This window comes from Streptomyces sp. NPDC047028 (assembly GCF_040644095.1).
GTDB lineage: Bacteria > Actinomycetota > Actinomycetes > Streptomycetales > Streptomycetaceae > Streptomyces.
The window spans coordinates 1-22,005 of sequence record NZ_JBEYVS010000067.1; the positions used below are offsets into that span (position 1 = coordinate 1).

Consider the following 22,005-nt stretch of genomic DNA (forward strand, 5'->3'; position numbering starts at 1 on the left):
GGACGGCGGCCTATGCGCCCGGCCCATGACCCTGGAGAAAGCCGCCGGGTCCTCGTCGAAGCCGCGGACACCGGGACGGACTTTGGGGGCGCGGAGAACTGCGCGAGCAACCACAACGCGCCCGCACCCACCCGGCAACGGCGCCCGATGCCCCCGGCTCAACGCGCCCGGCGTGACGTCACAGTGAACTGCGCGCCGTCGGGATCCCGGAGGATCGCCTCCGTCTCATCCTCGCGCAGCACACTCCCCCCATGCTTCTCCGCCGCCCGCGCACACGCCGCCACGTCGGCGACCGCGAAGTGGATCTGCCAGTGCGGCCGGACGGACGGGTCCGGGGCCGCCTCCACCGCGCCGGAGTCGATGCGCGCCATCACGTCGCCCCCGCTGCGCAGCACCACCTCGCCGCCCTCGTACTGCACCTCGCAGCAGCCCGGGTGCTCGGTCGCCCAGTCGAGGATCTCGCCGTAGAAGATCGCCGCGTCGAACGCGTTGCGGGTGTGCAGCCGGATGAACGTGGGCGCCGCCCGCCGCCAGGTCTCCCAGTTGGAGACCAGTTCGCCCTGCCAGATCCCGAACGTCGCCCCGTCGCGGTCGGCGAGCAGGGCCGCCCGCCCCGGCGGGAAGGACAGCGGACCGACCGCGGTCGTACCGCCGCGCTCCCGCGCCCGGGCCGCGGCCTCGTCGGCGTCCCGGACCGCGAAGTACGGCGTCCAGGCCACCGCCATCTGCCACATCGCGGCCACTGCCGCGATCCCCGCCACCGGTACCCCGTCCGCCAGCGCGATGCGGAAGTGCTCGCCGAGCTTCGCCCCGCGCCACCGCCAGCCGAGCACGGCCGCGTAGAAGTCCTGGGTGGCCTCCAGATCGCGGCTGGTCAGGCTCACCCAGCAGGGGGCGCCGAAGACGGCGTGCGTGGAGACGATGTCTCTCTTCGTCCCGCCGCGGCGCGGGAGATCATGGTTCATGGCAGTCGCGTCCTGGTCTCGGGGCCCCGGCGGACACCGGTCTGTCACCAGTGTCCGGCCGGGGGAGGTACGGGCGCCTGTCGAGTACCCCGGTGGCAGGCGGCCAGGCGGGTGAGCACGATGGAGACATGGCAGAGAGCGAGTCCGACCGGATCTTCGAGCTGCAGGCCGAAGTCGACCAGATGAAGGAGGCCTTGGCCTCCCACGCCGTCGTCGACCAGGCCATCGGCATGGTCGTCGCCCTCGGCCGGCTGCCGCCGGACCAGGGGTGGGAGGTGCTCAAGGACGTCTCCCAGCACACCAACATCAAGCTGCGCAACGTCGCCGAGCTGATCCTCATCTGGGGCCGCAACGGGGACATACCGCCCGACGTGCGCGTCGAGCTGGAGGACGCGCTGGACCGGTACGGGCCGACCCAGGTGCCGGGCTCGCCGGCGATCCCCGGCGAGCCCGGGGAGTGAGCCGGCCGAGCGGGCGCCGGCTCAGCGGGCCTCGGCGAGCAGCTCCTCGCGCAGCCGGTCGAAGCAGCCGCTGAGCAGCCGGGAGACGTGCATCTGCGAGATACCGAGCTGCTGGGCTATCCGGCTCTGCGTCATGCCACCGAAGAACCGCAGGTACAGGATGGTGCGCTCGCGTTCCGGCAGCGCCTCCAGGCAGGGGCGGACCGCCGCCCGGTCGACGACCAGCTCGTAGCCGGGGTCCGGGCCGCCGATCGAGTCCCCGAGGGCGTACCCCTCTGTACCGGCCACCTCGGCGTCCAGCGACAGTGCCGAGAAGCACTCCAGGGCCTCCATGCCGGTGCGCACCTCGGCCTCGGTGAGCTGCGTGTGCGCGGCGATCTCCGCGACGGTGGGTGCCCGGCCCGGGATGGTCTGCGACAGCTCCTTCAGGGCGCCGCGCACCCGGTTGCGCAGGTCCTGCACCCGGCGCGGCACGTGCAGGGTCCACATGTGGTCGCGGAAATGCCGTTTGATCTCACCCGTGATGGTGGGCACCGCGTACGCCTCGAAGGCCCGCCCGCGTTCCGGGTCGTAGTGGTCGACGGCCTTGACCAGGCCCAGCGCGGCCACCTGGTACAGGTCCTCCAGGGACTCCCCGCGGCCGCGGAACCGGACGGCGATCCGCTCGGCCATGGGCAGCCAGAGCCGGACCAGCTCGTCCCGCAGCGCCTGGCGCTCGGGTCCGTCGGGCAGCCCCGCGAGCCGCTCGAAGGATTCGCCCGTCTCGGGGGCGTCGTCATGAGGATGAGGCTTCGTGCTGCCAGTGACACGCATCGCGCGCACCTCTCTCAGCAGGTGCTGGGTGGACAGACACCGTGGGAGGTGCACTCGGACCGGAAAAGGACACCGGGGCCCGGCTCTGCCGGCTCCCACGGACGTGCCTCCTGTCCGAAGCACATAGATGCGGATTCCCGGTAGCGGACATACACAAACAAATATGTCGATAACTGGCGGGTTTCATGCATTGCTTTTGACCACTCCTTGACGGTGATTACCTCTGTAGCAGAGGTAATCTTCGGGAGTGGAGGAACCGGAGAACTTCCCCGAGGACCTCGCCGACACCCTGGTGCGGATCCAGCGGCTGATCCGCCGGCGCCTGCGCGGCGGGTCGGCCGAGCCGCGGCTGCGCGGGGCCGACGTGGAGCTGCTGCGGCTGGTCGAACACCGTCCCGGCGTCCGCGTCTCCGACGCCGCCGGGCTGCTGCACCTGGCGGGCAACTCCGTGTCCACCCTCGTCAACCGGCTGGTGCGGGACGGCCATCTGGTGCGGGAGACCGACCCCGCCGACCGGCGCGCCGCCCGTCTGCTGCTGACCGCGGCCGCCGAGCGGCGACTGGAGGACTGGCGGCGCCGCCGGGCCGAGCTGCTCGGCCGGCAGGTGTCCCGGCTCGACGACACCGACCGCGAGGCCCTGCGGGCGGCGCTCCCCGCGCTGCGCAGACTGGCCCTCGCCCTGCACGAGGAGGCCGAGGACACATGAGCGCCGACCCCCCGGTCGACACCACCCCCGTCACCACCACCGACGCCGTCGCCTGCACCGGGCTCACCCACTCCTTCGGCGCCACCTTGGCGGTCGACGGACTCGACCTGACCGTCCGGGAGGGCGAGGTGTTCGGTCTGCTCGGCCCCAACGGCGCCGGCAAGACCACCGCGATCCGCTGCCTCACCACTCTCCTGCCGGTCCCCGCCGGCACGGTCACGGTGTTCGGCCACGACGCCGCCCGCGACCGCATGGCCGTGCGCCGGCTCCTCGGCTACGTCCCGCAGCAGCTCTCCGCCGACAGCGGACTCACCGGCCGGGAGAACGTCACCCTGTTCGCCCGCGTCTTCGACGTGCCGCGCCGGGAACGCGCCGCACGGGTGGCGCAGGCCCTGGCCGCCGTCGGCCTCGCCGACGCCGCCGACCGGCTCGCCGGCACCTACTCCGGCGGCATGGTCCGCCGCCTCGAACTCGCCCAGGCCCTGGTCAGCGCCCCCCGCCTGCTCATCCTCGACGAACCCACCATCGGCCTCGACCCGATCGCCCGCACCGGAGTCTGGGACCACATCAACGCCGTCCGCGCCGCCACCGGCATGACCGTCCTCGTCACCACCCACTACATGGACGAGGCCGACCAGTACTGCGACCGGGTCGGCCTGATGCACCTCGGCCGCGTCCGCGCCCTCGGCACCCCCGCCGAACTGTGCCGCGGCCTGGCCGAACGGCGGGGCGGCACGGACCTGCCCACGCTGGAGGACGTCTTCCGCGACGTCGCCGGCAGCGCCCTCGACGACACGTCAGGAGACTTCCGCGATGTCCGAAGCACCCGCCGCACCGCCCGCCGTGTCGGCTGAGGGAGCCGCGCTGCTGCTCCGCCCGCCGGCGCCCCGCGCGGGCTGGCGGCTGCTGCCCGCCCGGGTCACCGCACTGTGCGCCGTCGAACTGCAGAAACTGCGCCACGACCGCACCGAGCTGTACACCCGCGCGATCCAGCCGGCCCTGTGGCTGCTGATCTTCGGCCAGACCTTCACCCGGATCCGGGCGATCCCCACCGGCGGCATCCCCTACCTCGACTACCTGGCGCCCGGCATCATCGCCCAGTCCGCGATGTTCATCGCCATCTTCTACGGCATCCAGATCATCTGGGAGCGGGACGCGGGCATCCTCAACAAGCTCCTCGTCACCCCGACCCCGCGCTCGGCCCTGATCACCGGAAAGGCGTTCGCGGCCGGCGTGAAGTCGCTGATCCAGGCGATCGTCGTGATCGTCATCGCCGCCCTGCTCGGCGTCGCCCTCACCTGGAACCCGCTGCGCCTGCTCGGCGTGGCCGCCGCCGTCGTGCTCGCCGCCGTGTTCTTCTCGTGCCTGTCGATGACCATCGCCGGCATCGTGCTCAGCCGGGACCGGCTCATGGGCATCGGGCAAGCCATCACCATGCCGCTGTTCTTCGGATCCAACGCCCTCTACCCCGTCTCGGTGATGCCCGGCTGGCTCCAGGCCGTCAGCAAGGTCAACCCGCTCAGCCACGAGGTCGACGCGCTGCGCGGGCTGCTGATCGGCACGCCCGCGCACCTCACCGGCGACTTCGGCGTCCTCGCGGTGGCCGCCGTCCTCGGCATCACCGCGGCCTCGTCCCTGCTCGGCCGGCTCGCCCGCTGATCTTGCCCCGGACGTGATGTGCGGCACGCGGCGCACACCGGCCCGGGCGGCCGGGGGCGGATTCTTCCTGGGCAGCGCTTGATCAGCGATCAAAGCGGGCGAACCCCCTGGCCACAGCGCATTCTGCTCATTTGACAGTGCGCTGAGCACACAGATAGACAGCAGCTCTCGAAGGTCGAGAGGGGCACTGTGTACGAGCCGAACGTGGTCGGGGACTGGCACGAGTACGACGAGCATGCCGGTCTGCGCGTCCGCGTCCACCGCCTGGAGGCCGCCGAGCCGCCCCGCGGACGTGACGACGCCGCCGCCGGCCTGACGTACTTCAGTGTCCGGATCACCGTGGAGAACCGCGGCGCGCGCCACCTCGGCATCCACCTTGAGGACGGCCAGACCGACGTCCGGGTCGGCCCCGACGGGGAGGGCGCCTTCATCGACTGGCGCAACTCCCAGTTCATCGAGGGCTTCGACGTCTACCCCCTGCGCCGGGCCACCGCCGTCCTCTACGCCGCCGCTCCGGAGGCCGCCCTCACCCACGTCGACGTCCAGGTGCAGCTGCGGGTCGACGACGAGTGGAGCGACCGCCGGCTGTGGACGGGCGGCATCGGCGTCCTGGAGGGCACCGCGGCGACCGCGACGGTGACCGGCGGCCCGGGCAGCCTGGCCCACCAGGTCAGCGCCTTCCTCAAGGACCAGACGGAACCCGGCCCCGCCTGACGCCGACGCGCCCGTACCCGCGTACCGGCGCCGTGCACGGTCAGTGCGGGATGCCGTCGATGATCTCCCGGGCGCCCTGACGCAGCAGCGCCACCGCCACCGAGGTGCCGAGCGTGGCCGGGTCGAGGCGGCCCGCCCATTCGTGGGCGTTCAGGCGGGTCTTGCCGTCGGGGGTGAACACGCAGGCCCGCAGGGAGAGTTCCCCGCCGCGGTCCACCCGGGCGTACCCGGCGATCGGGCTGTTGCAGTGGCCCTGCAGCACATGCAGGAACATGCGCTCGGCCGTCGCCTCCCGGTGCGTACGGGGATCACCGAGCCCGCTGACCGCGTCGATCAGCGCCGTGTCGTCCTGCCGGCACTGCAGCGCCAGGATGCCCGCGCCGATCGGCGGCATCATCGTCTCAGGCGACAGCACCTCGCTGATCACGTCCGCGCGGCCGATCCGCTCCAGACCGGACACCGCCAGCAGCAGCGCGTCGGCCTCCCCGGCGGCCAGCTTCGCCAGCCGGCGGTTGGCGTTGCCGCGGAACGGCACGCACTCCAGCTCCGGGTGGGTGGCGGCGAGCTGGGCGACCCGGCGGACCGAGGAAGTGCCGATCCGGGTGCCCGCGGGCAGCTCGTCGAGGGTCAGGCCGCCCGGGTGCACCAGCGCGTCCCGGATGTCGTCCCGCTTCAGGAACGCGGCGAACACGGTGCCGGCGGGCAGCGGCCGGTCGGCGGGCACGTCCTTGACGCAGTGCACCGCGAGATCCGCCTCGTCGGCCAGCAGGGCGGCGTCCACCTCCTTGGTGAACGCCCCCTTGCCCTCGACCAGGGACAGGTCCCCGAGCCACTTGTCCCCGGTGGTCCGCACCGGTACGACCTCGGTGCGCACCCCGGGGTGCAGGACGGCCAACTCGGCGCGCACCCGCTCCACTTGGGCCAGGGCCATCGGTGAGTCACGGGAGACGATACGGATCAGTTCGGGCACGGACATGGGGCACACCCTAGACCCTCGGCCACCTCGAACCGGACCGGGACCGGCCGGCCCGGCACCGGGGAGCAGGATTCCGCCGCCGGGGATCGCGCGCCGGGCTCAGGCGTTCGGGTCGAACGGGATGCCGGCCGGTTTCGCCGAGGCCAGGTGGGAGGCGAAGTTCCCGTCCTTCAGGCCGAAGTGGGCGCTGCCGAAGTCGTACGCGCTCAGTTTGTCGCGCAGGCCGGTCGGATAGCCGTTCCAGCCGATGAGCGGCGGGTACTGCCAGGTGTGCTTGTCGTTCTCCGGCGGTTCGTCGTTGGTGTTCGCGAGCCGGAAGCAGTGGGTGCCGATGCCGTCCTTGTGGTATACGACCTTGGCGTGCGTGCCCTCGAATCGGACGTCGGAGGCCGGGTGCACGGTGAACGAGCCGTGGTTGGACGTCGAGACGTACCGGACCTGTCCGTCCTGGACCCACACCACCACGTGCTCCCAGTCGTTGCGGTGCCCGAACCAGCTGACGCCGGGCAGCGCCTGGTCCTTCTCGAAGTACAGGCCGTACAGGTAGCCGCACCAGCCGTTGTTGCACTTGTAGCGCGAGTAGCTGTTGGTGTTGTCCAGGTCGGAGGCGTCGTGGCAGTTGCCGTTGAGAGCGCCGGTCGGCTTCAGACCGGGGTTGATGCTGCCGTCGGAACCGATGGCGGGCGTCGGGTAGCAGCCGTCGGTGTCGTAGTCGAAGGCGGGCTGGTACGTCACCTCGGCCGGCTCGGCGTTGCCGGGCAGTGCCGGGGGCGGGGCGGCGAAGGCGACGCCGGGGAAGGCGATGACGAGAACGGCGGCACCGGCCGGGCCGGCGAGCCATCTGCGGGAGTGGACACGCGGCGTACGAGGCGACACGAGGGGTCTCCAACAGCGGTGGGGGGCAAGGGAGTTCAGCATGCCGCCCGTGACCCGCACTGCCAAGACTCGCGCATGTCCCGCGCGCGAAGCCGCGGCGAACGTCCGGCTCCCCGGTTCAGGGAGTCCCGCCGGACTCCTCCGGAAGGTCGGCGGCCGACTCCTCCGGCGTGAGGTCCGGGCGCAGCCGCAGCCAGGACGGCTGGCGCAGCATCCCCGCCCGCGTCCGAGTGCTGTAGCTGACCTCACCGACCAGCCGCGGCCGCACCCAGCGGGCGTCCGCGATCCGCGGCACGGGATCGAAGGGGCACCGGTCGGTGGCCACCGCCCGCAGCAGTTCGGCCAGTTCGGCCCGCTCCGCCTCGCTCCACCCGGTGCCCACGCCGCCGACGTAGCGCAGCCGGCCGCCCGCGCGCTGTCCCACCAGCACCGCGCCGGGCCGGCCGGTCAGCCGGCCCTTGCCGGGCAGCCAGCCGCCGATGACGACGTCCTCGCTGCGCATGTTGCGGATCTTGATCCAGGCGCGGGAGCGGACCCCGGGCTCGTACACCGAGTCCAGCCGTTTGCACACCAGCCCCTCCAGACCGTGCTCACGGGTGGCCCGCAGCGCCTCGGCGCCGTGCCCCGTCACGGCCCCCGGCGTCGACCAGTGGGCCCCGGCCAGACCCAGCTCCGTCAGCCGGGCCCGCCGCCGGGTGTACGGCAGCCCGGTCAGCGGCTCCTCCAGGTACGGCAGGTCGAAGAGCACCAGGTGGACCGGCACCTGGGCGGCCCGGCGGGCGGCCCGCGCCGGGGCGTGCGCGAGGCCCATGCGGCTCTGCAGCAACTGGAAGTCCGCCCGCCCCCGTTCGTCCAGCGCCAGCACCTCGCCGTCCAGGATGGCCGGGGTGCGGCCCAGGGCGGTGCCGAGCGGGCGGAGTTCGGGATAGGCGCCGGTGATGTCCTCGCCCGAGCGGGCCCGCAGCCGCACGCTGCCGTCCCCGGGCAGATAGACCATCACCCGCTGTCCGTCCTGCTTCGTCTCGTACGCCCACCGCGCGTCCTGCGCCGCGGGCGGCAGCGCGCCGGGGGTGGCGAGCATGGGCGGGATGACGGGCAGCGGCGGGGTCAGGGCGGTCACGGCTGAAGATGTCGACCGCTTCCGCCGCCGTCACGCGCACCGGGGCGCGGGTTCCCCTGAACGGGTCCGGCCTCAGGGGCTGACACCCGCCGCCTACTGTCGAGTAATATCCGGCGGCAGGTCACCCAAGGAGGAACCGTGCCCCGGTCCGAACGCTCACCCCTGCTGCTCGCCGGCCTGCTGGCCGTGGCCGGGGTCGCCCACTTCGCCGCACCGCGCCAGTTCGACGCCATCGTCCCGACGCGGCTGCCCGGCTCGCCCCGCGCCTGGACCTACGGCAGCGGCGCCGTGGAACTCGCCCTGGCGGCCGGCGTGGCCGCGCCCCGCACCCGGACGGCGGCGGCACGGGCCGCCGCCGCCTTCTTCGTCGGGGTGTTCCCGGCCAACGTGCAGATGGCCGTCGACTCGCGCCGCGGCCCCGCCCGCCGGCGGACCGCGGCGCTCGCCCGGCTGCCCCTCCAGGTGCCGCTGGTGCTCTGGGCGCGCGGCATCGCCCGGAGCGGGGAGGGACAGTCGTGACGGGATACATCGAGGTCGGCGACACGATCGAGGACTTCGCGCTGCCGGACGAGGCGGGCACCGTACGGCACCTCACCGAGCTGCTGGCCGACGGGCCCGTGGTGCTGTTCTTCTACCCCGCCGCGCTGACCCCCGGCTGCACCGCCGAGGCCTGCCACTTCCGCGACCTCGCCGCCGAGTTCGCCGCCGTCGGCGCCCGGCCGGTCGGAATCAGCGGTGACAGCGTCGAACGGCAGCAGGAGTTCGCCGGGCGGCACACCCTCGGCATGCCCCTCCTCTCCGACGCCGACGGGGCGATCCGCGAACGGTTCGGCGTCAGGCGGGGCTTCTCGCTCGCGCCCACCAAGCGGGTCACGTTCGTGATCGACCGGGACGGCACCGTGCTGGAGGTCGTCCGCAGCGAACTGCGCATGAACACCCACGCCGACCGGGCCCTGGCGGCCGTGCGGGCCCGGCAGGGCTGAGCCGCCCGGCGCCCAGGCCTGATGCGCCGCACCGATGGGATCATCCTGGGGCATATGGACCACGTCGCCGCCGTGGCGATCATCGATGCCCTGGGCAGGGTGACCGGGTGGAGCGACGGCGCCCGGCTGCTCACCGGCCACCCGGCCGAGGAGGTCGTCGGCCGGGCGGCGGCCGGCCTCCTCGCCGCGGACGTTTCCCCCGGCACCCTAGTCGCGGACCTCCTCGCAGGCACCCTCGCCGCCCGTCCCCTTGCCGTCCGCACCGGAACCGTCGCCCTGCGTCATCGCGACGGCCACCGGATCGAGCTGACCCTGACCGCCTGCCCCGTCCTCGGCCCCGACGGCGAACCGAGCGGATACGCCGTCACCGCCCAGCCGCCCGGCCCCGCCGTCCCGGCCGGCCCACCCGGCGACGGCCTGGCCGCCGAGGCCTTCCAGCAGGCGTCCATGTCCATGTCGGTCTTCGACCTGCGCCAGCGCTACCTGCGCCTCAACGGCGTCGCCTGCCGCGCGATGGGTGTCCGCGAGGACGACCTGATCGGGCGGTTCCTCCCCGGCACCGCGGCGGGCGCCGAGCACAGCCAGGGCTTCGTGGACCACCTCCGCCGGGTCGTCGACACCGGCCGGCCCGTCCGCTACGAGAGCTTCAGCAGCGCCCCCGTCCGCAACCGGGAACACGCCTGGAGCATGGAGATGTGGCCGCTCCGGGACGGCTCGGGCGAGCTCACCGCGGTGGCGCTCGCCGCGTTCGACAGCAGCGAGCAGTACTGGGCGCGCCGCCGGCTCGCCCTGCTCAATGAGGCCGCGACCGCTATCGGCACCACCCTGGATGTCGTCCGCACCGCCGAGGAACTCGTCGAACTCCTCGTGCCGCACTACGCCGACTTCGCGAGCGTCGACCTGCTCGACTGGGTCCTCGGCGCCGAGGAGCGGCCCGCGGCGCCCGACGACGCCGTGGACCTGCGCCGCGTCGCCCACGGCTCCGCCGTCGAGGGCGCCCCCGAGGCCGCCGTCCAGCTCGGCGCCGTCGACTCCTACCCCGCCGACTCGGCGCCGGCCCGCGCGCTGCGCGAGGGCCGGGCCGTGGTCAGCCACGCCGGAGAGCCGGACTTCATCCGCTGGATGAGCGAACGCGACGCCCGCTCGCCCGAGACCCGGCAGCTCCGCCACGGCACCCACTCCATGATCTCCGTCCCCTTGCGGGCCCGTGGCACCCGGCTCGGCGTCGTCGTGGGCATCCGCGACACCCACCCCGACGACTACGGCCCCGACGACACCGTCTTCGCCGAGGAGCTCGCCAGCCGCGCCGCCGTCTGCATCGACAACGCCCGCCGCTTCGCCCGCGAACGTGGCACCGCTCTCGCTCTCCAGCACAGCCTCCTGCCCCGGGGCCGGCTGCCCGGCCAGGTCGCGGTCGACGTCGCCCACCGGTACCTGCCGTGCGGGTCCGTCGCCGGGATCGGCGGTGACTGGTTCGACGTCGTCCCCCTCTCCGGCAGCCGGGTCGCCCTGGTCGTCGGGGACGTCGTCGGCCACGGCATCCAGTCCTCCGCCACCATGGGCCGGCTGCGCACCGCCGTACGGACCCTCGCGGACGTGGACCTCGCCCCCGACGAACTTCTGACCCACCTCGACGACCTCGTCACCCACCTGGGCTCCGACGACACCGGCGAGGAGGTCGCCGAACTCGGCGCGACCTGCCTGTACGCCGTCTACGACCCCGTCTCGCGCCGGCTCTCCCTGGCCGCAGCCGGCCACCCGGCCCCGGCGCTCGTCCTGCCCGGCGGCACCGCCGAGTTCGTCCCCATGACCGCCGGGCCGCCCCTCGGCGTCGGCGGACTGCCCTTCGAGGCGACCGAACTGGAACTCCCCGAGGGCTCCGTCGTCGCCCTCTACACCGACGGGCTGCTCGCGGACCGAGAACGGGACGGCGAGGGCGACAGCGCGACCGCCGAACTCCGCCGCGCCCTGGGCGCGCCCGCCGACTCCCTGGAAGCGCTCAGCGACGGCGTGCTCAAGGCCGTCCTGCCCGACCAGCCGAGCGACGACGTGGCGCTGCTCCTGGTCCGCACGCGAGCGCTCGGCGAGGACCGTGTCGCCACCTGGGACGTGCCGGCCGACCCCGCCCAGGTCGCCGCGTTCCGGCAGGCCGCCACGGAGCGGCTGGCCGAGTGGGGGCTCGACGAGGCCGCCTTCATCACCGAACTCGTCGTCAGCGAACTCGTCACCAACGCCATCCGCTACGGCGAACCGCCCATCAAGCTGCGCCTGATCCGCGACCGCGCCCTCACCTGCGAGGTCTCCGACGGCAGCGCCACCTCGCCCCATCTGCGCCGGGCCCACGTCTACGACGAGGGCGGGCGCGGCCTCCTGCTCGTCGCCCAGCTCACCCAGCGCTGGGGCAGCCGGCAGACGGGTGCCGGCAAGACGATCTGGGCCGAACAGCCGCTCCCCGAGGCCTGACATCCCGCTTCCCGCCGCCGGACACCGCCGCTCACTCCTCCCCGGCGGCGACCTGCGCGAGGGTGCGCCCGGTGCGTACGGAGCGGGCCCGCCGGGGGTCGGGAGTGCCGTGGGCCTCGGACCGGGCCGGTCCCTTGCGCACCAGCAGCCAGGCCTCCTCCTCGTCCTGACCGCTGCGGAACCGGGTGAGGGCGTACTCGCCGCGCAGCTTGGTGCCGTGCAGCCGGAAGCTCGCGTGCCCGCGGTCGAGGGACTCCGCGAAGTCCACCGGGCGGCCCCTGCGGTCATGGCTCAGCGGCTCGTACGTGCCGTTGTCCCACACGATGACGGTCCCGCCGCCGTACTCGCCCTTCGGGATCACGCCCTCGAAGTCCTCGTACTCCAGGGGATGGTCCTCGGTGGGGACCGCGAGCCGCTTGTCCCCGGGGTCCGAGGACGGGCCCTTGGGCACCGACCAGGACTTCAGGACGTCGTCGACCTGGAGCCGGAAGTCGAAGTGCATCCGGCGCGCGTCATGGATCTGCACCACGAACCGGGGCTGTCCGCCTTCCCCGCCGGCCGCCTTGCCGGACGGCTCCCGGGTCCGCTCGAAGTCTCGTTTGCCGCGGTACGTCCGCAGCCGGTCCTCCGCCGCCACCTGCGTCTCCTTCCGTCCGGCGCACGGCCCGTCCGCCCGCCGCACGGCCCCGGGTACCCGAATGGCACGGCCGGGTTCAGAACTCCTCGTGCGTCTCGGGATCACCGCCCAGCCGGCGCGGGGCGTGCCGGCCGAGGGCCGCCATCTGCTCGTCGTCCAGGGGGAAGCCGAAGACGTCCAGGTTGGCGCGCTGACGGTCGTGGTCGGCGGACTTCGGTACGGGCAGCGCGCCCAGCTGGACGTGCCAGCGCAGCAGCACCTGTGCGGGCGTCACCCCGTGCGCTTGCGCGATCCCCGCGAGCGCGGGGTCGTCCAGCAGATGGCTGCCGCGGCCCAGGGGACTCCAGCTCTCGGTGCGGATGCCCTTGGCGGCGTGGAAGGCGCGCAGCTCCTCCTGCGGGAACAGCGGATGCATCTCGACCTGGTTCACCGACGGCAGGACACCCGTCTCCTCCTCCAGCCGGCCGATGTGCTCCGGGGTGAAGTTCGAGACGCCGATCGAGCGGACCAGACCCTCTTCCCGCAGCTTGATCATCGCTCGCCACGAGTCGGCGTACCGGCCGAGCCGGGGGAGGGGCCAGTGGATCAGATACAGGTCGACGTACTCCAGGCCGAGGCGCCGCCGCGACTCCTCGAAGGAGGCGAGGGTCTCCTCGTAGCCGTGGTGCCGGCCCGGCAGCTTCGTCGTCACCGTGACGTCCTCGCGCGGCACGTCGCTGCCCGCGACGCCCCGGCCGACCCCGGTCTCGTTGCCGTAGTTCGCGGCGGTGTCCACCAGCCGGTAGCCGAGGTCGAGCGCGGTGCGTACGGCCGTCTCGGCCAGCGTGTCGTCCATCGGCCAGGTGCCGAGGCCGACCGCCGGGACCGTCGTACCGTCGTTGAGCGTGTGCGCCGGAATGCTGATCACGATGGGACCCTCCGTCGGCTGTCCGTCGGCTGTGCCGTCCCTCCAGCGTCACGGACGAACCCGGCGGCGACCAACCGGACCGCCGGTACGGTGACACGATCTCCACGGAGCGGGAATCCCGAGGACGAGCAGGGGAGCGGACATGGCTGTCGCAAACGCCGAGGGAGCGGAGGGAGCGGAGGACGTCGAGGTGCGGCCCGTGGCGGGGCACATCGGTGCCGAGATCGCCGGTGTCGACCTGGCCCGTCCGCTCGACGACGCGACCGTCTCCGTCATCAGGGCGGCGGTGCTGCGCTGGAAGGTCGTCTTCTTCCGGGGGCAGGAGCTGGACCACGCCGGGCACATCGCCTTCGCCCGCCGCTTCGGCGAGCCGGTCGTCCTCGGGCGGCGCGGCAGCGCCTCCCCCGCCGGCTTCCCCGAGGTCGAGACGACCGCCGACCGGCTGGAGCTGGGCGGGCGGTTCGGCATGGAGCACGAGGAATGGCTGCGCCGCCGGCGGCACACCCTGCTGCGCGGCTGGCACTGCGACCACGGCGCCCGGATCGACCCGCCGGCCGCCACCGTCCTGCGCGCCGAGACGGTCCCGCCCTACGGCGGCGACACCACCTGGGCCAACCTGGCCGCCGCCTATGCGGGCCTGTCGGCGCCGGTCCGAGCCTTCGTCGACGGGCTGCGCGCCGAACACCGGCTCGGCGTCGGCTACCAGCCCCGGACCGGCGACGACGCCTACGTCCGCCACCTGCTCGACCACCAGGTCGCCTCGGTGCACCCGCTGGTCCGGGTGCACCCGGAGACGGGCGAACGGGTGCTGTACGTCAACGGCTACTACGTCGAGCAGATCACCGGCGTCTCCCGCGCCGAGAGCGCGGCCCTGCTGGAGATGCTGCTGGAGCAGGCGGTCCGGCCCGAGTACACGGTCCGCTTCCGCTGGGAGCCCGGCAGCGTCGCTTTCTGGGACAACAGGGCCACCATCCACCTGGCCCCCGCCGACAACGCCCACCTGGACTTCCGCCGGATCATGCACCGGGTGATGCTGGCCGGTGACGTCCCGGTCGGCGTGGACGGCAGCCCGTCCAAGGCGCTGACGGGCACGGAGCCGGGCCGCTGGTGACGGCATGGCGCCCCGGCGGCCGGGGAAGCGGGCCCGGGGGCGTTCAGTCCAGCGGAATGACGACCTCGTCCTCGACGGGCGGGTCGAGTTCCTGGGCCCGGTTGCCGGTCGCGGCGAAGCAGCGCAGCCGCACCGCCTCCGGGCTGACGTCCAGGCGCAGGAAGCACTTGAAGAACGGCGGGCTGTAGGTGGCCGAGCCGGGGGAGAACAGCCGGGTGTAGATCTTGCGCACGGGCAGCCGGACCCGTGAGGTGCGGTCCGGCCGGCCCCCGGCCCCCAGCAGGGTCGCCACCAGCCGGGTGCGCCGGGTGACGCGGACGTCGGGTCCCGGCGCCCGGCCGGGCTCGGTCCCGAGCCGCTCGGCGACGACGGCCGTCGCCTCGGCCTCGGTGAGGGTGAAGAAGCGGCGCAGCCGGAGCCGGTGGCCGTACAGCCGGCTGTAGAAGGCCAGCGAGTCCCCGCGCAACGGGTAGCAGCGGAAGTCGGGTTCGGTGACGCCTCCCACCGAGACGCGGGGGATCGTGTGCGTGGCGTGCATGAACGCCCCGCCGCCGCCCGCGACCACGTACTGCACGGTGCGGCCGTCCACGTCGACGGGATAGCGCTGGTAGTTGTGGATGTCCCCGCCGATCGCGGCCACGTAGTGGTGGTCCGGGTCGCGGACGATCTCGTCGACGGTGCCGCCGCCCTCGATGGCGCAGGGGTGGTGCTCGCCGTCCACGTACAGCGGGGAGCCGGTGACGAGGATCTTCGGCTTCGGCCCGCGTGACGCCTCGCGCAGCCAGGCGCCCTGCTCGGCGTCGATCGTGCCCAGCAGCCCGGTGTCGATGCCGACGATCCGGACGGGTCCGGCGTCGAGGGCCCAGTACGGCCCCGGCTGCAACGCCAGCTGGCCCGGCGCTGCCCGCAACTCCCGTGCGGTGGCGAGGAGTTCCTCGTCAGCGGGGCGCGGCCGGTGCCAGAGCAGCGTGCGCCACCACGCCCGGGTCAGCGCCCGTGGCCGGGACTCGGCGTCGAGGGCGGAGGCGGTCTCGCCGCAGAAGACCCGCATGAACGCGCCCAGGTCCTCGTACCAGTCGTGGTTGCCCGGTATCGCGTATATCGGCGCGGGATAATCCTGGTACGGCCGGAAGAACTTGGTGCCGTAGTCGTCGGTGGCCCCGACGGGATAGATCACGTCGCTGGCGATGACCGCGAACTCCGTGCCCGCACCGGCCCTCAGGAACCCGGGGACGACGGCGTACTGCGAGGCGTCGCCCTCCCCGGTGTCCCCGATCACCATGAAGGAGAACCGTTCCGGCACGTCGCGCCGGACCACCTTGTCGCCGCCGGCCCCGGCCGCGACCCGTCGGGCCACCCAGCGACCGCGGGTACGACCGGTGGGGTCCCCGAACCAGGACGCCAGCACCCCGTTCCGCGCGGCCCACAGGGTCCGCGGATTCAGCCACGACAACTTCTCGACGTGGTCCGGCATCAACTGCCGGTAGACACCGGGTTCGGCGGGCCCCCAGCCGGCGCCCTGCGCGGTATCGCGTGAGGATTCAGACACGCGGTGAACGGTAACAACGAGCGGATCAAGGGGCGATGGGCGGGTACGCGCGACTGCCCATCGGCTGACGGCCCGTCATGCCGTGCCCTCCAGGGCGCCGGGAAAACGCGTGGGCCCGGCGGAGAGGCGGCTCGTGTGTCGCACCAGTCCCTATCGCGCCATAGGGAAAACCCTCGATTGACGTCACTCTATGTGGCATGGACTGTTCAATTCTGTCATTCTCCCTTCGCTGATCCTCCACGTTGTGTTCACGGATCACGGTCCCGTACAGCTCAGCTCCGCCCGGGCAGCACACCCGTCTGCCCGGTCTGTCACCGGCCGCTGACCCGCGGCCGCAGCAGGAGGAATTCGAGTGAGACGCCTTCCCCACAGACGCCTTTCCCACAAGCCGGCCACGGTAGGAGCCGCCCTGCTCTCCACCGCGGCGTTCCTCGCCATCGGCGTGCAGGCGGTCCCGGCCGCCGCCAAGCCGGCCGCTCCCCAGGCCGGCTCCCTGCACAGCGGTGCGACGGAGGCCAAGCTCTCCCCGGCGCAGCACCAGGCGCTCATGAAGAGTGCCCAGGACAAGACCGCCGCGACCGCCCGCACCCTCGGGCTGGGCGCGAAGGAGAAGCTGGTCGTCAAGGACGTCGTCAAGGACAACGACGGCACCCTGCACACCCGTTACGAGCGGACCTACGACGGCCTGCCCGTCCTCGGCGGCGACCTCGTCGTGCACACCCCGCCCGCCTCCCTGGCCGCGGGCACGGTGAGCGCGACGTACAACAACAAGCACCGGATCCAGGTCGCCTCGACCACCGCGACCGTCGCGAAGTCCGCCGCCGAGAGCAAGGCGCTGAAGACGGCCAAGTCACTCGCGGGGTCCAAGGCGAGCGCCGACAGCGCGCGCAAGGTGATCTGGGCCGGCCACGGCACCCCGAAGCTGGCCTGGGAGACCGTGATCGGCGGCTTCCAGGACGACGGCACGCCCAGCAGGCTGCACGTCATCACCGACGCCACCACCGGCAAGGAGCTGTACCGGTACCAGGCGATCGAGACCGGCGTCGGCAACACCCGCTACAGCGGCCAGGTGTCCCTGACGACGGCCCAGTCGGGCTCGACGTACACGCTGACCGACAACCAGCGCGGCGGCCACAAGACGTACAACCTCAACCACGGTTCGTCCGGCACCGGTTCGCTGTTCTCGCAGTCGAACGACACCTGGGGCGACGGCACCAACTCCAACGCCGCCACCGCGGGCGCCGACGCGCACTACGGGGCCCAGGAGACCTGGGACTTCTACAAGAACACGTTCGGCCGCAGCGGCATCAAGAACGACGGTGTCGGCGCCTACTCCCGCGTGCACTACGGCAACTCGTACGTGAACGCGTTCTGGGACGACAGCTGCTTCTGCATGACCTACGGCGACGGCTCCGGGAACAACGACCCGCTGACCGCGCTCGACGTCGCCGGCCACGAGATGAGCCACGGCGTCACCTCCAACACGGCCGGCCTGGAGTACACCGGCGAGTCGGGCGGCCTGAACGAGGCCACCTCCGACATCTTCGGCACCGGCGTGGAGTTCTACGCCAACAACTCCTCCGACCCCGGTGACTACCTCATCGGCGAGAAGATCAACATCAACGGGGACGGCACCCCGCTGCGCTACATGGACAAGCCCAGCAAGGACGGCGGCTCCGCCGACAGCTGGTACTCCGGCGTCGGCGGACTGGACGTGCACTACTCCTCGGGCCCCGCCAACCACATGTTCTACCTGCTGTCCGAGGGCAGCGGCACCAAGGTGATCAACGGCGTCACCTACAACAGCCCGACCTCCGACGGCGTCGCCGTCACCGGCATCGGCCGGGACAAGGCGCTGCAGATCTGGTACAAGGCGCTGACGTCGTACATGACGTCCAGCACCGACTACGCCGCCGCCCGCAACGCCGCCCTCCAGGCCGCGGCCGCGCTCTACGGCCAGAACTCCACCGAGTACGCCGGGGTGGGCAACGCCTTCGCCGGCATCAACGTGGGCAGTCACATCAACCCGCCCAGCAGCGGTGTGACGGTCACCAACCCGGGCAGCCAGACCTCGACCGTCGGCACGGCGGTGAGCCTGCAGATCAACGCCTCCAGCACCAACAGCGGTGCGCTGAGCTACAGCGCCTCCGGTCTGCCCGCCGGGCTGTCGATCAACAGCTCGACCGGTCTGATCTCCGGCACGCCCACCACCGCGGGCAGCTCCAGCACCACCGTCACGGTGACCGACTCGGCCGGGAAGACCGGCACGGCCAACTTCAGCTGGACGGTCAACCCGGTCGGCGGCGGCTGCTCCTCGGCCCAGCTGCTGAAGAACCCGGGCTTCGAGTCGGGCAGCACCGGCTGGACGGCGACGAGCGGGGTCATCACCACCGACTCCGGTGAGGCCGCGCACAGCGGGTCGTACAAGGCCTGGCTGGACGGCTACGGCCGCTCGCACACCGACAGCCTGTCCCAGTCGGTGACCATCCCGGCCGGCTGCACGGCCAAGCTCACCTTCTACCTGCACATCGACAGCTCCGAGAACACCACGAGCACGGCGTACGACAAGCTGACGGTGACCGCGGGTTCGAAGACCCTGGCGACGTACTCGAACCTGAACGCCGCCTCGGGCTACAGCCAGAAGTCCTTCGACCTGTCCTCGCTGGCGGGCCAGACGGTGACGCTGAAGTTCAACGGCGTCGAGGACGTCTCGCTCCAGACCAGCTTCGTCGTGGACGACACCGCCCTGGCGATCAGCTGACACCCGGCGCACGCCGGTCCCCGGCGCACGCCGAACCCTGACACACACGAGGTCCCGCACGCGGAAGCCGTCCGCGCGCGGGACCTCGCATGTCGTCAGCTCAGCGGATCCAGCGTGAGGTACGCCTGCTGCGGGCTGCCGTCGTGGACGAGCGACTCGTGGTGGCCGACGTCGTCGAAGGCGAACGCGTAGGCGTTGCCGTCGGCCATCTGCGCGTGGACCGCGCGCGCGTACTGGTTCGTCACGGCGTCCTGGTAGAAGTTCGCCGACGAGCTGTCCGGCTGGTTCGGATTCACCAGCAGCGTCGACCGGTTGAAGCCGGCGCACAGCGTGCGGGAGATGGGCCCGCGCACCGCGTCGTTCGGCGCGTCCAGCAGCTTGTGGCAGCCGAAGACGCTGTCCGCGTCCGGCTTCTGGAAGCTGGTCACGACCGCGCCGGAGGAGTCGGTGAAGTTCATGACGTTCCCCGCGACCCGGCCGTAGTACTTGGTGCCCGGCCGGTCGGCGAACGGCGTGACGGTGAGCGTCGACGTCGCGTACTTCTGCCAGACCCGGTTGACGTAGTCGTCCATCACGGACGCCGGCAGGGCCCCGGTCTCGACGCCGTACAGCGGGGACAGTGCGCGCAGGACGGTGCCGTCGGAACGGGTCTGGATCAGACCGGCCCAGCCGCCCGGCCGGCCGCGCAGCGCGTTGAAGAACCCGGTGTAGCCGCCGGACTTGAGATGTCCGGTGCTGCTCACGCCGCCGTCGGCGCGCTGCACCCCGACCGCGTACGGCGCCGAGAACATGTCCACCTGGGTGCTGTTGATGAACAGCCCGGAGTCGTTCAGCGTGTACTCCGACCAGTTGAACAGGATGTTCCGGTTGGGGTCGCTGGGGTTCTGCACAGCGGGCTGCACCAGACCGCCCGTGGTCAGCTTGAACACCAGCTTCTGGCCGTAGGAGAAGTAGATCCGGCCCGAGAACTTCGGGATGCGGATCGTCTTCGACTGCCCGGCGGCCGGGCCGGTGATCGCCGCGTCCGGTGCGGGCGTCGGCGGGTTGCCGCCGGCCGGCCAGGCGTGGAAGCCGCCGCTCGCGTCCGCCCAGCCCTGCCGGCCCGACGACAGCTGGGTGCCGAGGTCGTAGACGTACACCGGGTCGGAGCGGCCCGAGTTGTTGGTGATCTTCAGCGGAATGGTGTCCGGGACGGCGGCGCCGGCCCGGTCCGGCGTGCCCAGCGTGAGCAGCGCGCCGACCAGGGCCGCTGCTGCGGCGACGGGCAGCGCGGGACGTATCAGTCTCTTGAGCACTCTCCACCTCCGTGTGGGGTCGGGGTGGTACGGATATTGGTCCGTACCTGTTGTTGAGAGCGCTCTCAGAGTCGTGGTCGGGGCACGTTCATGTCAATGAGTTCGGCCGGATCCGTACGGCGTCCGCACCGGCGGACGCCGGGAAAACGGGTCAGAACGTGCGCTTCAGCAGTCAGAAGGTGCGCTTCAACAGGTCGAGCAGCGCCGCCCAGTGGCGCTCGTCGCCCTCCCGCTGGTACGCGTTCGTGTCGGCCTGGGTGTAGCCGTGGGGCGCGTCCGGATAGACCTCGCAGGTGTGCCGCACCCCGGCGGCGGTCAGGGCGTCCTCCAGACGCCGCATCTGCTCCTCGGGCAGGGAGGCGTCCCGGTCGGCGTGGCCGAAGTACAGCTCGGCGGTGATGTGTTCGGCACCGAGGTGCGGGCTGTCCGGGTCGTCGGTCGCGAGCCGCCCGCCGTGGAAGCCCGCCGCGGCCGCCACCCGGCCGGGGTGCGTGGCCGCCGTCCGCAGGGCGAGCCGGGCGCCCATGCAGTAGCCGGTCAGCGCCACCGGCCCGTCGGCGACGAGCGGGCTGTCGGCCAGCCACCCCAGGTACGCGTCGGCGTCCCGCGCGGTCCGTTCCGGAGTCAGCGTCCGCAGCAGCGGGCTGAGCCGCTGCCAGATGGTCGGGTCGGCCGACGGGTCGATGAACTCCGGGAGGTCCACGACGGGAGCCCGGCCCTTGCGGTAGAAGACGTTCGGCACCAGGACGGTGTAGCCGGCGCCGGCCAGCCGGTCGGCCATCGCCCGCAGGTGCGGCCGTAGTCCGTAGGCGTCCTGGTAGAGCAGCACGCCCGGACGCGGCTTCCCGTCGGCGGGGCGGGCCAGGTAGGCGTCGGCGGTGCCGTCCCCGGTGGGAATCTCGACGGTCGTGCCCTGTACGGCGGTCATGGGCGGGGAGCCTCCTCGGACGGTCGGCGGCACGGGACGGGAACCCGCCCCGGTGCCACGGGTACGCCCCATGCTGCCACGCAAGATCCCGGCGAGAGGCCCTGGACCAGGAGGCCCCGGCACACCTCATTCGAACCGGGCGGTGTCTCCCGCGCCGTGCCGGACGATCTCGGCCTCGCCCCCGGAGAAGTCCACGACCGTGGTGGGCTCGGTCCCGCAGTCCCCGGAGTCCACCACCGCGTCGACCATGTGGTCGAGCAGGTCCTTGATCTCCCAGCCCTGGGTCATCGGCTCCTCCTCGTCCGGCAGCAGCAGCGTGCTGGACAGCAGCGGCTCGCCCAGCTCGGCCAGCAGCGCCTGGGTGACGACGTGGTCGGGGATCCGTACGCCCACGGTCTTCTTCTTCGGGTGCAGCAGTTTGCGCGGCACCTCGCGGGTGGCCGGGAGGATGAAGGTGTAACTGCCGGGGGTCGACGCCTTCACGGCCCGGAACACGTCGTTGTCGACCCGCACGAACTGGCCGAGCTGGGCGAAGTCCCGGCACATCAGCGTGAAGTGGTGCCGGTCGTCGAGCCGGCGGATCGAGCGGATCCGGTCCATGCCGTCCTTGCTGCCCAGCTTGCAGCCCAGCGCGTAACAGGAGTCGGTCGGGTATGCGATGAGCGCCCCCTCCCGCACCGCGTCGGCGACCTGCGCGATGCTGCGCGGCTGCGGGTTCTCGGGGTGCACGTCGAAGTACTTCGCCATTCACCGAGCTTATGCCGTACCGGGTGCGCCGGGCGCATCCACGCCAGAGTCGGGGGCACGCTCGCGGACCGCCTTGGGATTCCTGTGCGCAGAAAATTCTGTGCGTACTTCCCGGAATCGGGGGCATCCGACTCCTGAGCCGCCCGGAGCATCCCCCCGCCCCGGGCCTGGCACAGCCGCCGGCGGCCCACCCCCCCCGGGCCGCCGGCGGAGCCATGTCCGCCGGCCGTCGGGCGACCGGGGGCCGGTTGCCGGGGGGACGTCCGGACGTGTACGCCGAGGTCAGCGCTAGGATCTGTCATTCGGACCAGGCCTGATCCGCAGGAGAGGCCGT

The 22,005-nt window shown here is 72.4% G+C and carries 21 protein-coding genes; 10 read left to right on the forward strand and 11 right to left on the reverse strand.

Annotated features, from left to right (window positions below; all coding sequences use genetic code 11):
- Window positions 1–158 precede the first annotated feature (158 nt).
- On the reverse strand, window positions 159–965 hold the full coding sequence (locus ABZ854_RS34515; protein ID WP_361219220.1) for a VOC family protein: 807 nt from the start codon (window positions 963–965) through the stop codon (window positions 159–161).
- Between the two features lie 128 nt (window positions 966–1,093).
- On the opposite strand from ABZ854_RS34515, the gene ABZ854_RS34520 reads away from it, so the two are divergent.
- Window positions 1,094–1,426, forward strand: a complete 333-nt coding sequence (locus ABZ854_RS34520) for an ANTAR domain-containing protein (protein ID WP_361219223.1) — start codon at window positions 1,094–1,096, stop codon at window positions 1,424–1,426.
- A 21-nt stretch (window positions 1,427–1,447) separates the two neighbouring features.
- Here the strand turns inward: ABZ854_RS34520 and ABZ854_RS34525 are convergent, their stop codons facing one another.
- Window positions 1,448–2,239, reverse strand: coding sequence for an RNA polymerase sigma factor SigF (locus ABZ854_RS34525; RefSeq protein WP_361219226.1), 792 nt, complete (start codon window positions 2,237–2,239; stop codon window positions 1,448–1,450).
- Between the two features lie 247 nt (window positions 2,240–2,486).
- Here ABZ854_RS34525 and ABZ854_RS34530 point away from each other — a divergent pair, with 247 nt between their 5' ends.
- The 4 genes from ABZ854_RS34530 to ABZ854_RS34545 all read left to right on the forward strand — a co-directional run bounded on the left by ABZ854_RS34530 (window position 2,487) and on the right by ABZ854_RS34545 (window position 5,318).
- Entirely contained in the window at window positions 2,487–2,945 is a 459-nt protein-coding gene (locus ABZ854_RS34530) for a helix-turn-helix domain-containing protein (protein WP_361219228.1), read from the forward strand.
- On the forward strand, window positions 2,942–3,799 hold the full coding sequence (locus tag ABZ854_RS34535) for an ATP-binding cassette domain-containing protein (protein ID WP_361219231.1): 858 nt from the start codon (window positions 2,942–2,944) through the stop codon (window positions 3,797–3,799). The genes ABZ854_RS34530 and ABZ854_RS34535 overlap by 4 nt, the downstream gene beginning before the upstream one ends.
- Window positions 3,759–4,604: an ABC transporter permease gene (locus tag ABZ854_RS34540; protein ID WP_361219233.1), complete on the forward strand. Its 846-nt coding sequence runs from the start codon at window positions 3,759–3,761 to the stop codon at window positions 4,602–4,604. Before ABZ854_RS34535 ends, ABZ854_RS34540 begins: the two co-directional genes overlap by 41 nt.
- A 189-nt stretch (window positions 4,605–4,793) precedes the next feature.
- A complete protein-coding gene (locus tag ABZ854_RS34545; protein ID WP_361219236.1) occupies window positions 4,794–5,318 on the forward strand; it encodes a hypothetical protein in 525 nt (174 codons plus the stop codon).
- A gap of 40 nt (window positions 5,319–5,358) precedes the next feature.
- Here ABZ854_RS34545 and hemC read toward each other — a convergent pair whose 3' ends face one another.
- The 3 genes from hemC to ligD all read right to left on the reverse strand — a co-directional run bounded on the left by hemC (window position 5,359) and on the right by ligD (window position 8,251).
- Window positions 5,359–6,294, reverse strand: a complete 936-nt coding sequence (hemC, locus tag ABZ854_RS34550; RefSeq protein ID WP_361219239.1) for a hydroxymethylbilane synthase — start codon at window positions 6,292–6,294, stop codon at window positions 5,359–5,361.
- Between the two features lie 99 nt (window positions 6,295–6,393).
- Complete coding sequence (locus ABZ854_RS34555; protein WP_361219242.1) at window positions 6,394–7,170, reverse strand: NPP1 family protein; 777 nt, start codon at window positions 7,168–7,170, stop codon at window positions 6,394–6,396.
- 118 nt (window positions 7,171–7,288) lie between these two features.
- Window positions 7,289–8,251: a non-homologous end-joining DNA ligase gene (gene ligD, locus ABZ854_RS34560; protein ID WP_361219281.1), complete on the reverse strand. Its 963-nt coding sequence runs from the start codon at window positions 8,249–8,251 to the stop codon at window positions 7,289–7,291.
- 177 nt (window positions 8,252–8,428) lie between these two features.
- On the opposite strand from ligD, the gene ABZ854_RS34565 reads away from it, so the two are divergent.
- The 3 genes from ABZ854_RS34565 to ABZ854_RS34575 are packed head-to-tail and all read left to right on the forward strand — an operon-like array spanning window position 8,429 to window position 11,736.
- On the forward strand, window positions 8,429–8,809 hold the full coding sequence (locus ABZ854_RS34565) for a hypothetical protein (protein WP_361219245.1): 381 nt from the start codon (window positions 8,429–8,431) through the stop codon (window positions 8,807–8,809).
- Window positions 8,806–9,273, forward strand: a complete 468-nt coding sequence (locus ABZ854_RS34570; protein ID WP_361219247.1) for a peroxiredoxin — start codon at window positions 8,806–8,808, stop codon at window positions 9,271–9,273. The genes ABZ854_RS34565 and ABZ854_RS34570 overlap by 4 nt, the downstream gene beginning before the upstream one ends.
- Before the next feature lie 54 nt (window positions 9,274–9,327).
- The gene (locus ABZ854_RS34575; RefSeq protein WP_361219249.1) at window positions 9,328–11,736 is read left to right on the forward strand and encodes a SpoIIE family protein phosphatase; all 2,409 of its coding nucleotides are present in this window, start codon (window positions 9,328–9,330) and stop codon (window positions 11,734–11,736) included.
- Between the two features lie 31 nt (window positions 11,737–11,767).
- Here the strand turns inward: ABZ854_RS34575 and ABZ854_RS34580 are convergent, their stop codons facing one another.
- Both ABZ854_RS34580 and ABZ854_RS34585 read right to left on the reverse strand, forming a co-directional pair.
- Window positions 11,768–12,373, reverse strand: coding sequence for a DNA polymerase ligase N-terminal domain-containing protein (locus tag ABZ854_RS34580; RefSeq protein WP_361219251.1), 606 nt, complete (start codon window positions 12,371–12,373; stop codon window positions 11,768–11,770).
- 76 nt (window positions 12,374–12,449) lie between these two features.
- Entirely contained in the window at window positions 12,450–13,280 is an 831-nt protein-coding gene (locus tag ABZ854_RS34585; protein ID WP_361219254.1) for an aldo/keto reductase, read from the reverse strand.
- 142 nt (window positions 13,281–13,422) lie between these two features.
- On the opposite strand from ABZ854_RS34585, the gene ABZ854_RS34590 reads away from it, so the two are divergent.
- Entirely contained in the window at window positions 13,423–14,391 is a 969-nt protein-coding gene (locus tag ABZ854_RS34590; protein ID WP_361219257.1) for a TauD/TfdA family dioxygenase, read from the forward strand.
- A gap of 43 nt (window positions 14,392–14,434) precedes the next feature.
- Here ABZ854_RS34590 and ABZ854_RS34595 read toward each other — a convergent pair whose 3' ends face one another.
- Window positions 14,435–15,940: a metallophosphoesterase gene (locus tag ABZ854_RS34595; protein WP_361219260.1), complete on the reverse strand. Its 1,506-nt coding sequence runs from the start codon at window positions 15,938–15,940 to the stop codon at window positions 14,435–14,437.
- A gap of 352 nt (window positions 15,941–16,292) precedes the next feature.
- On the opposite strand from ABZ854_RS34595, the gene ABZ854_RS34600 reads away from it, so the two are divergent.
- On the forward strand, window positions 16,293–18,701 hold the full coding sequence (locus ABZ854_RS34600; RefSeq protein ID WP_361219263.1) for a M4 family metallopeptidase: 2,409 nt from the start codon (window positions 16,293–16,295) through the stop codon (window positions 18,699–18,701).
- A 95-nt stretch (window positions 18,702–18,796) separates the two neighbouring features.
- Here ABZ854_RS34600 and ABZ854_RS34605 read toward each other — a convergent pair whose 3' ends face one another.
- From ABZ854_RS34605 to ABZ854_RS34615, 3 genes are all read right to left on the reverse strand, one after another.
- Window positions 18,797–19,996 (reverse strand): glycoside hydrolase family 64 protein, encoded by a 1,200-nt coding sequence (locus tag ABZ854_RS34605; protein WP_361219266.1) that lies wholly within the window; start codon window positions 19,994–19,996, stop codon window positions 18,797–18,799.
- Between the two features lie 172 nt (window positions 19,997–20,168).
- On the reverse strand, window positions 20,169–20,924 hold the full coding sequence (locus tag ABZ854_RS34610; protein WP_361219269.1) for a dienelactone hydrolase family protein: 756 nt from the start codon (window positions 20,922–20,924) through the stop codon (window positions 20,169–20,171).
- 126 nt (window positions 20,925–21,050) lie between these two features.
- Window positions 21,051–21,671 (reverse strand): L-threonylcarbamoyladenylate synthase, encoded by a 621-nt coding sequence (locus tag ABZ854_RS34615; protein WP_361219271.1) that lies wholly within the window; start codon window positions 21,669–21,671, stop codon window positions 21,051–21,053.
- Between the last annotated feature and the right edge of the window lie 334 nt (window positions 21,672–22,005).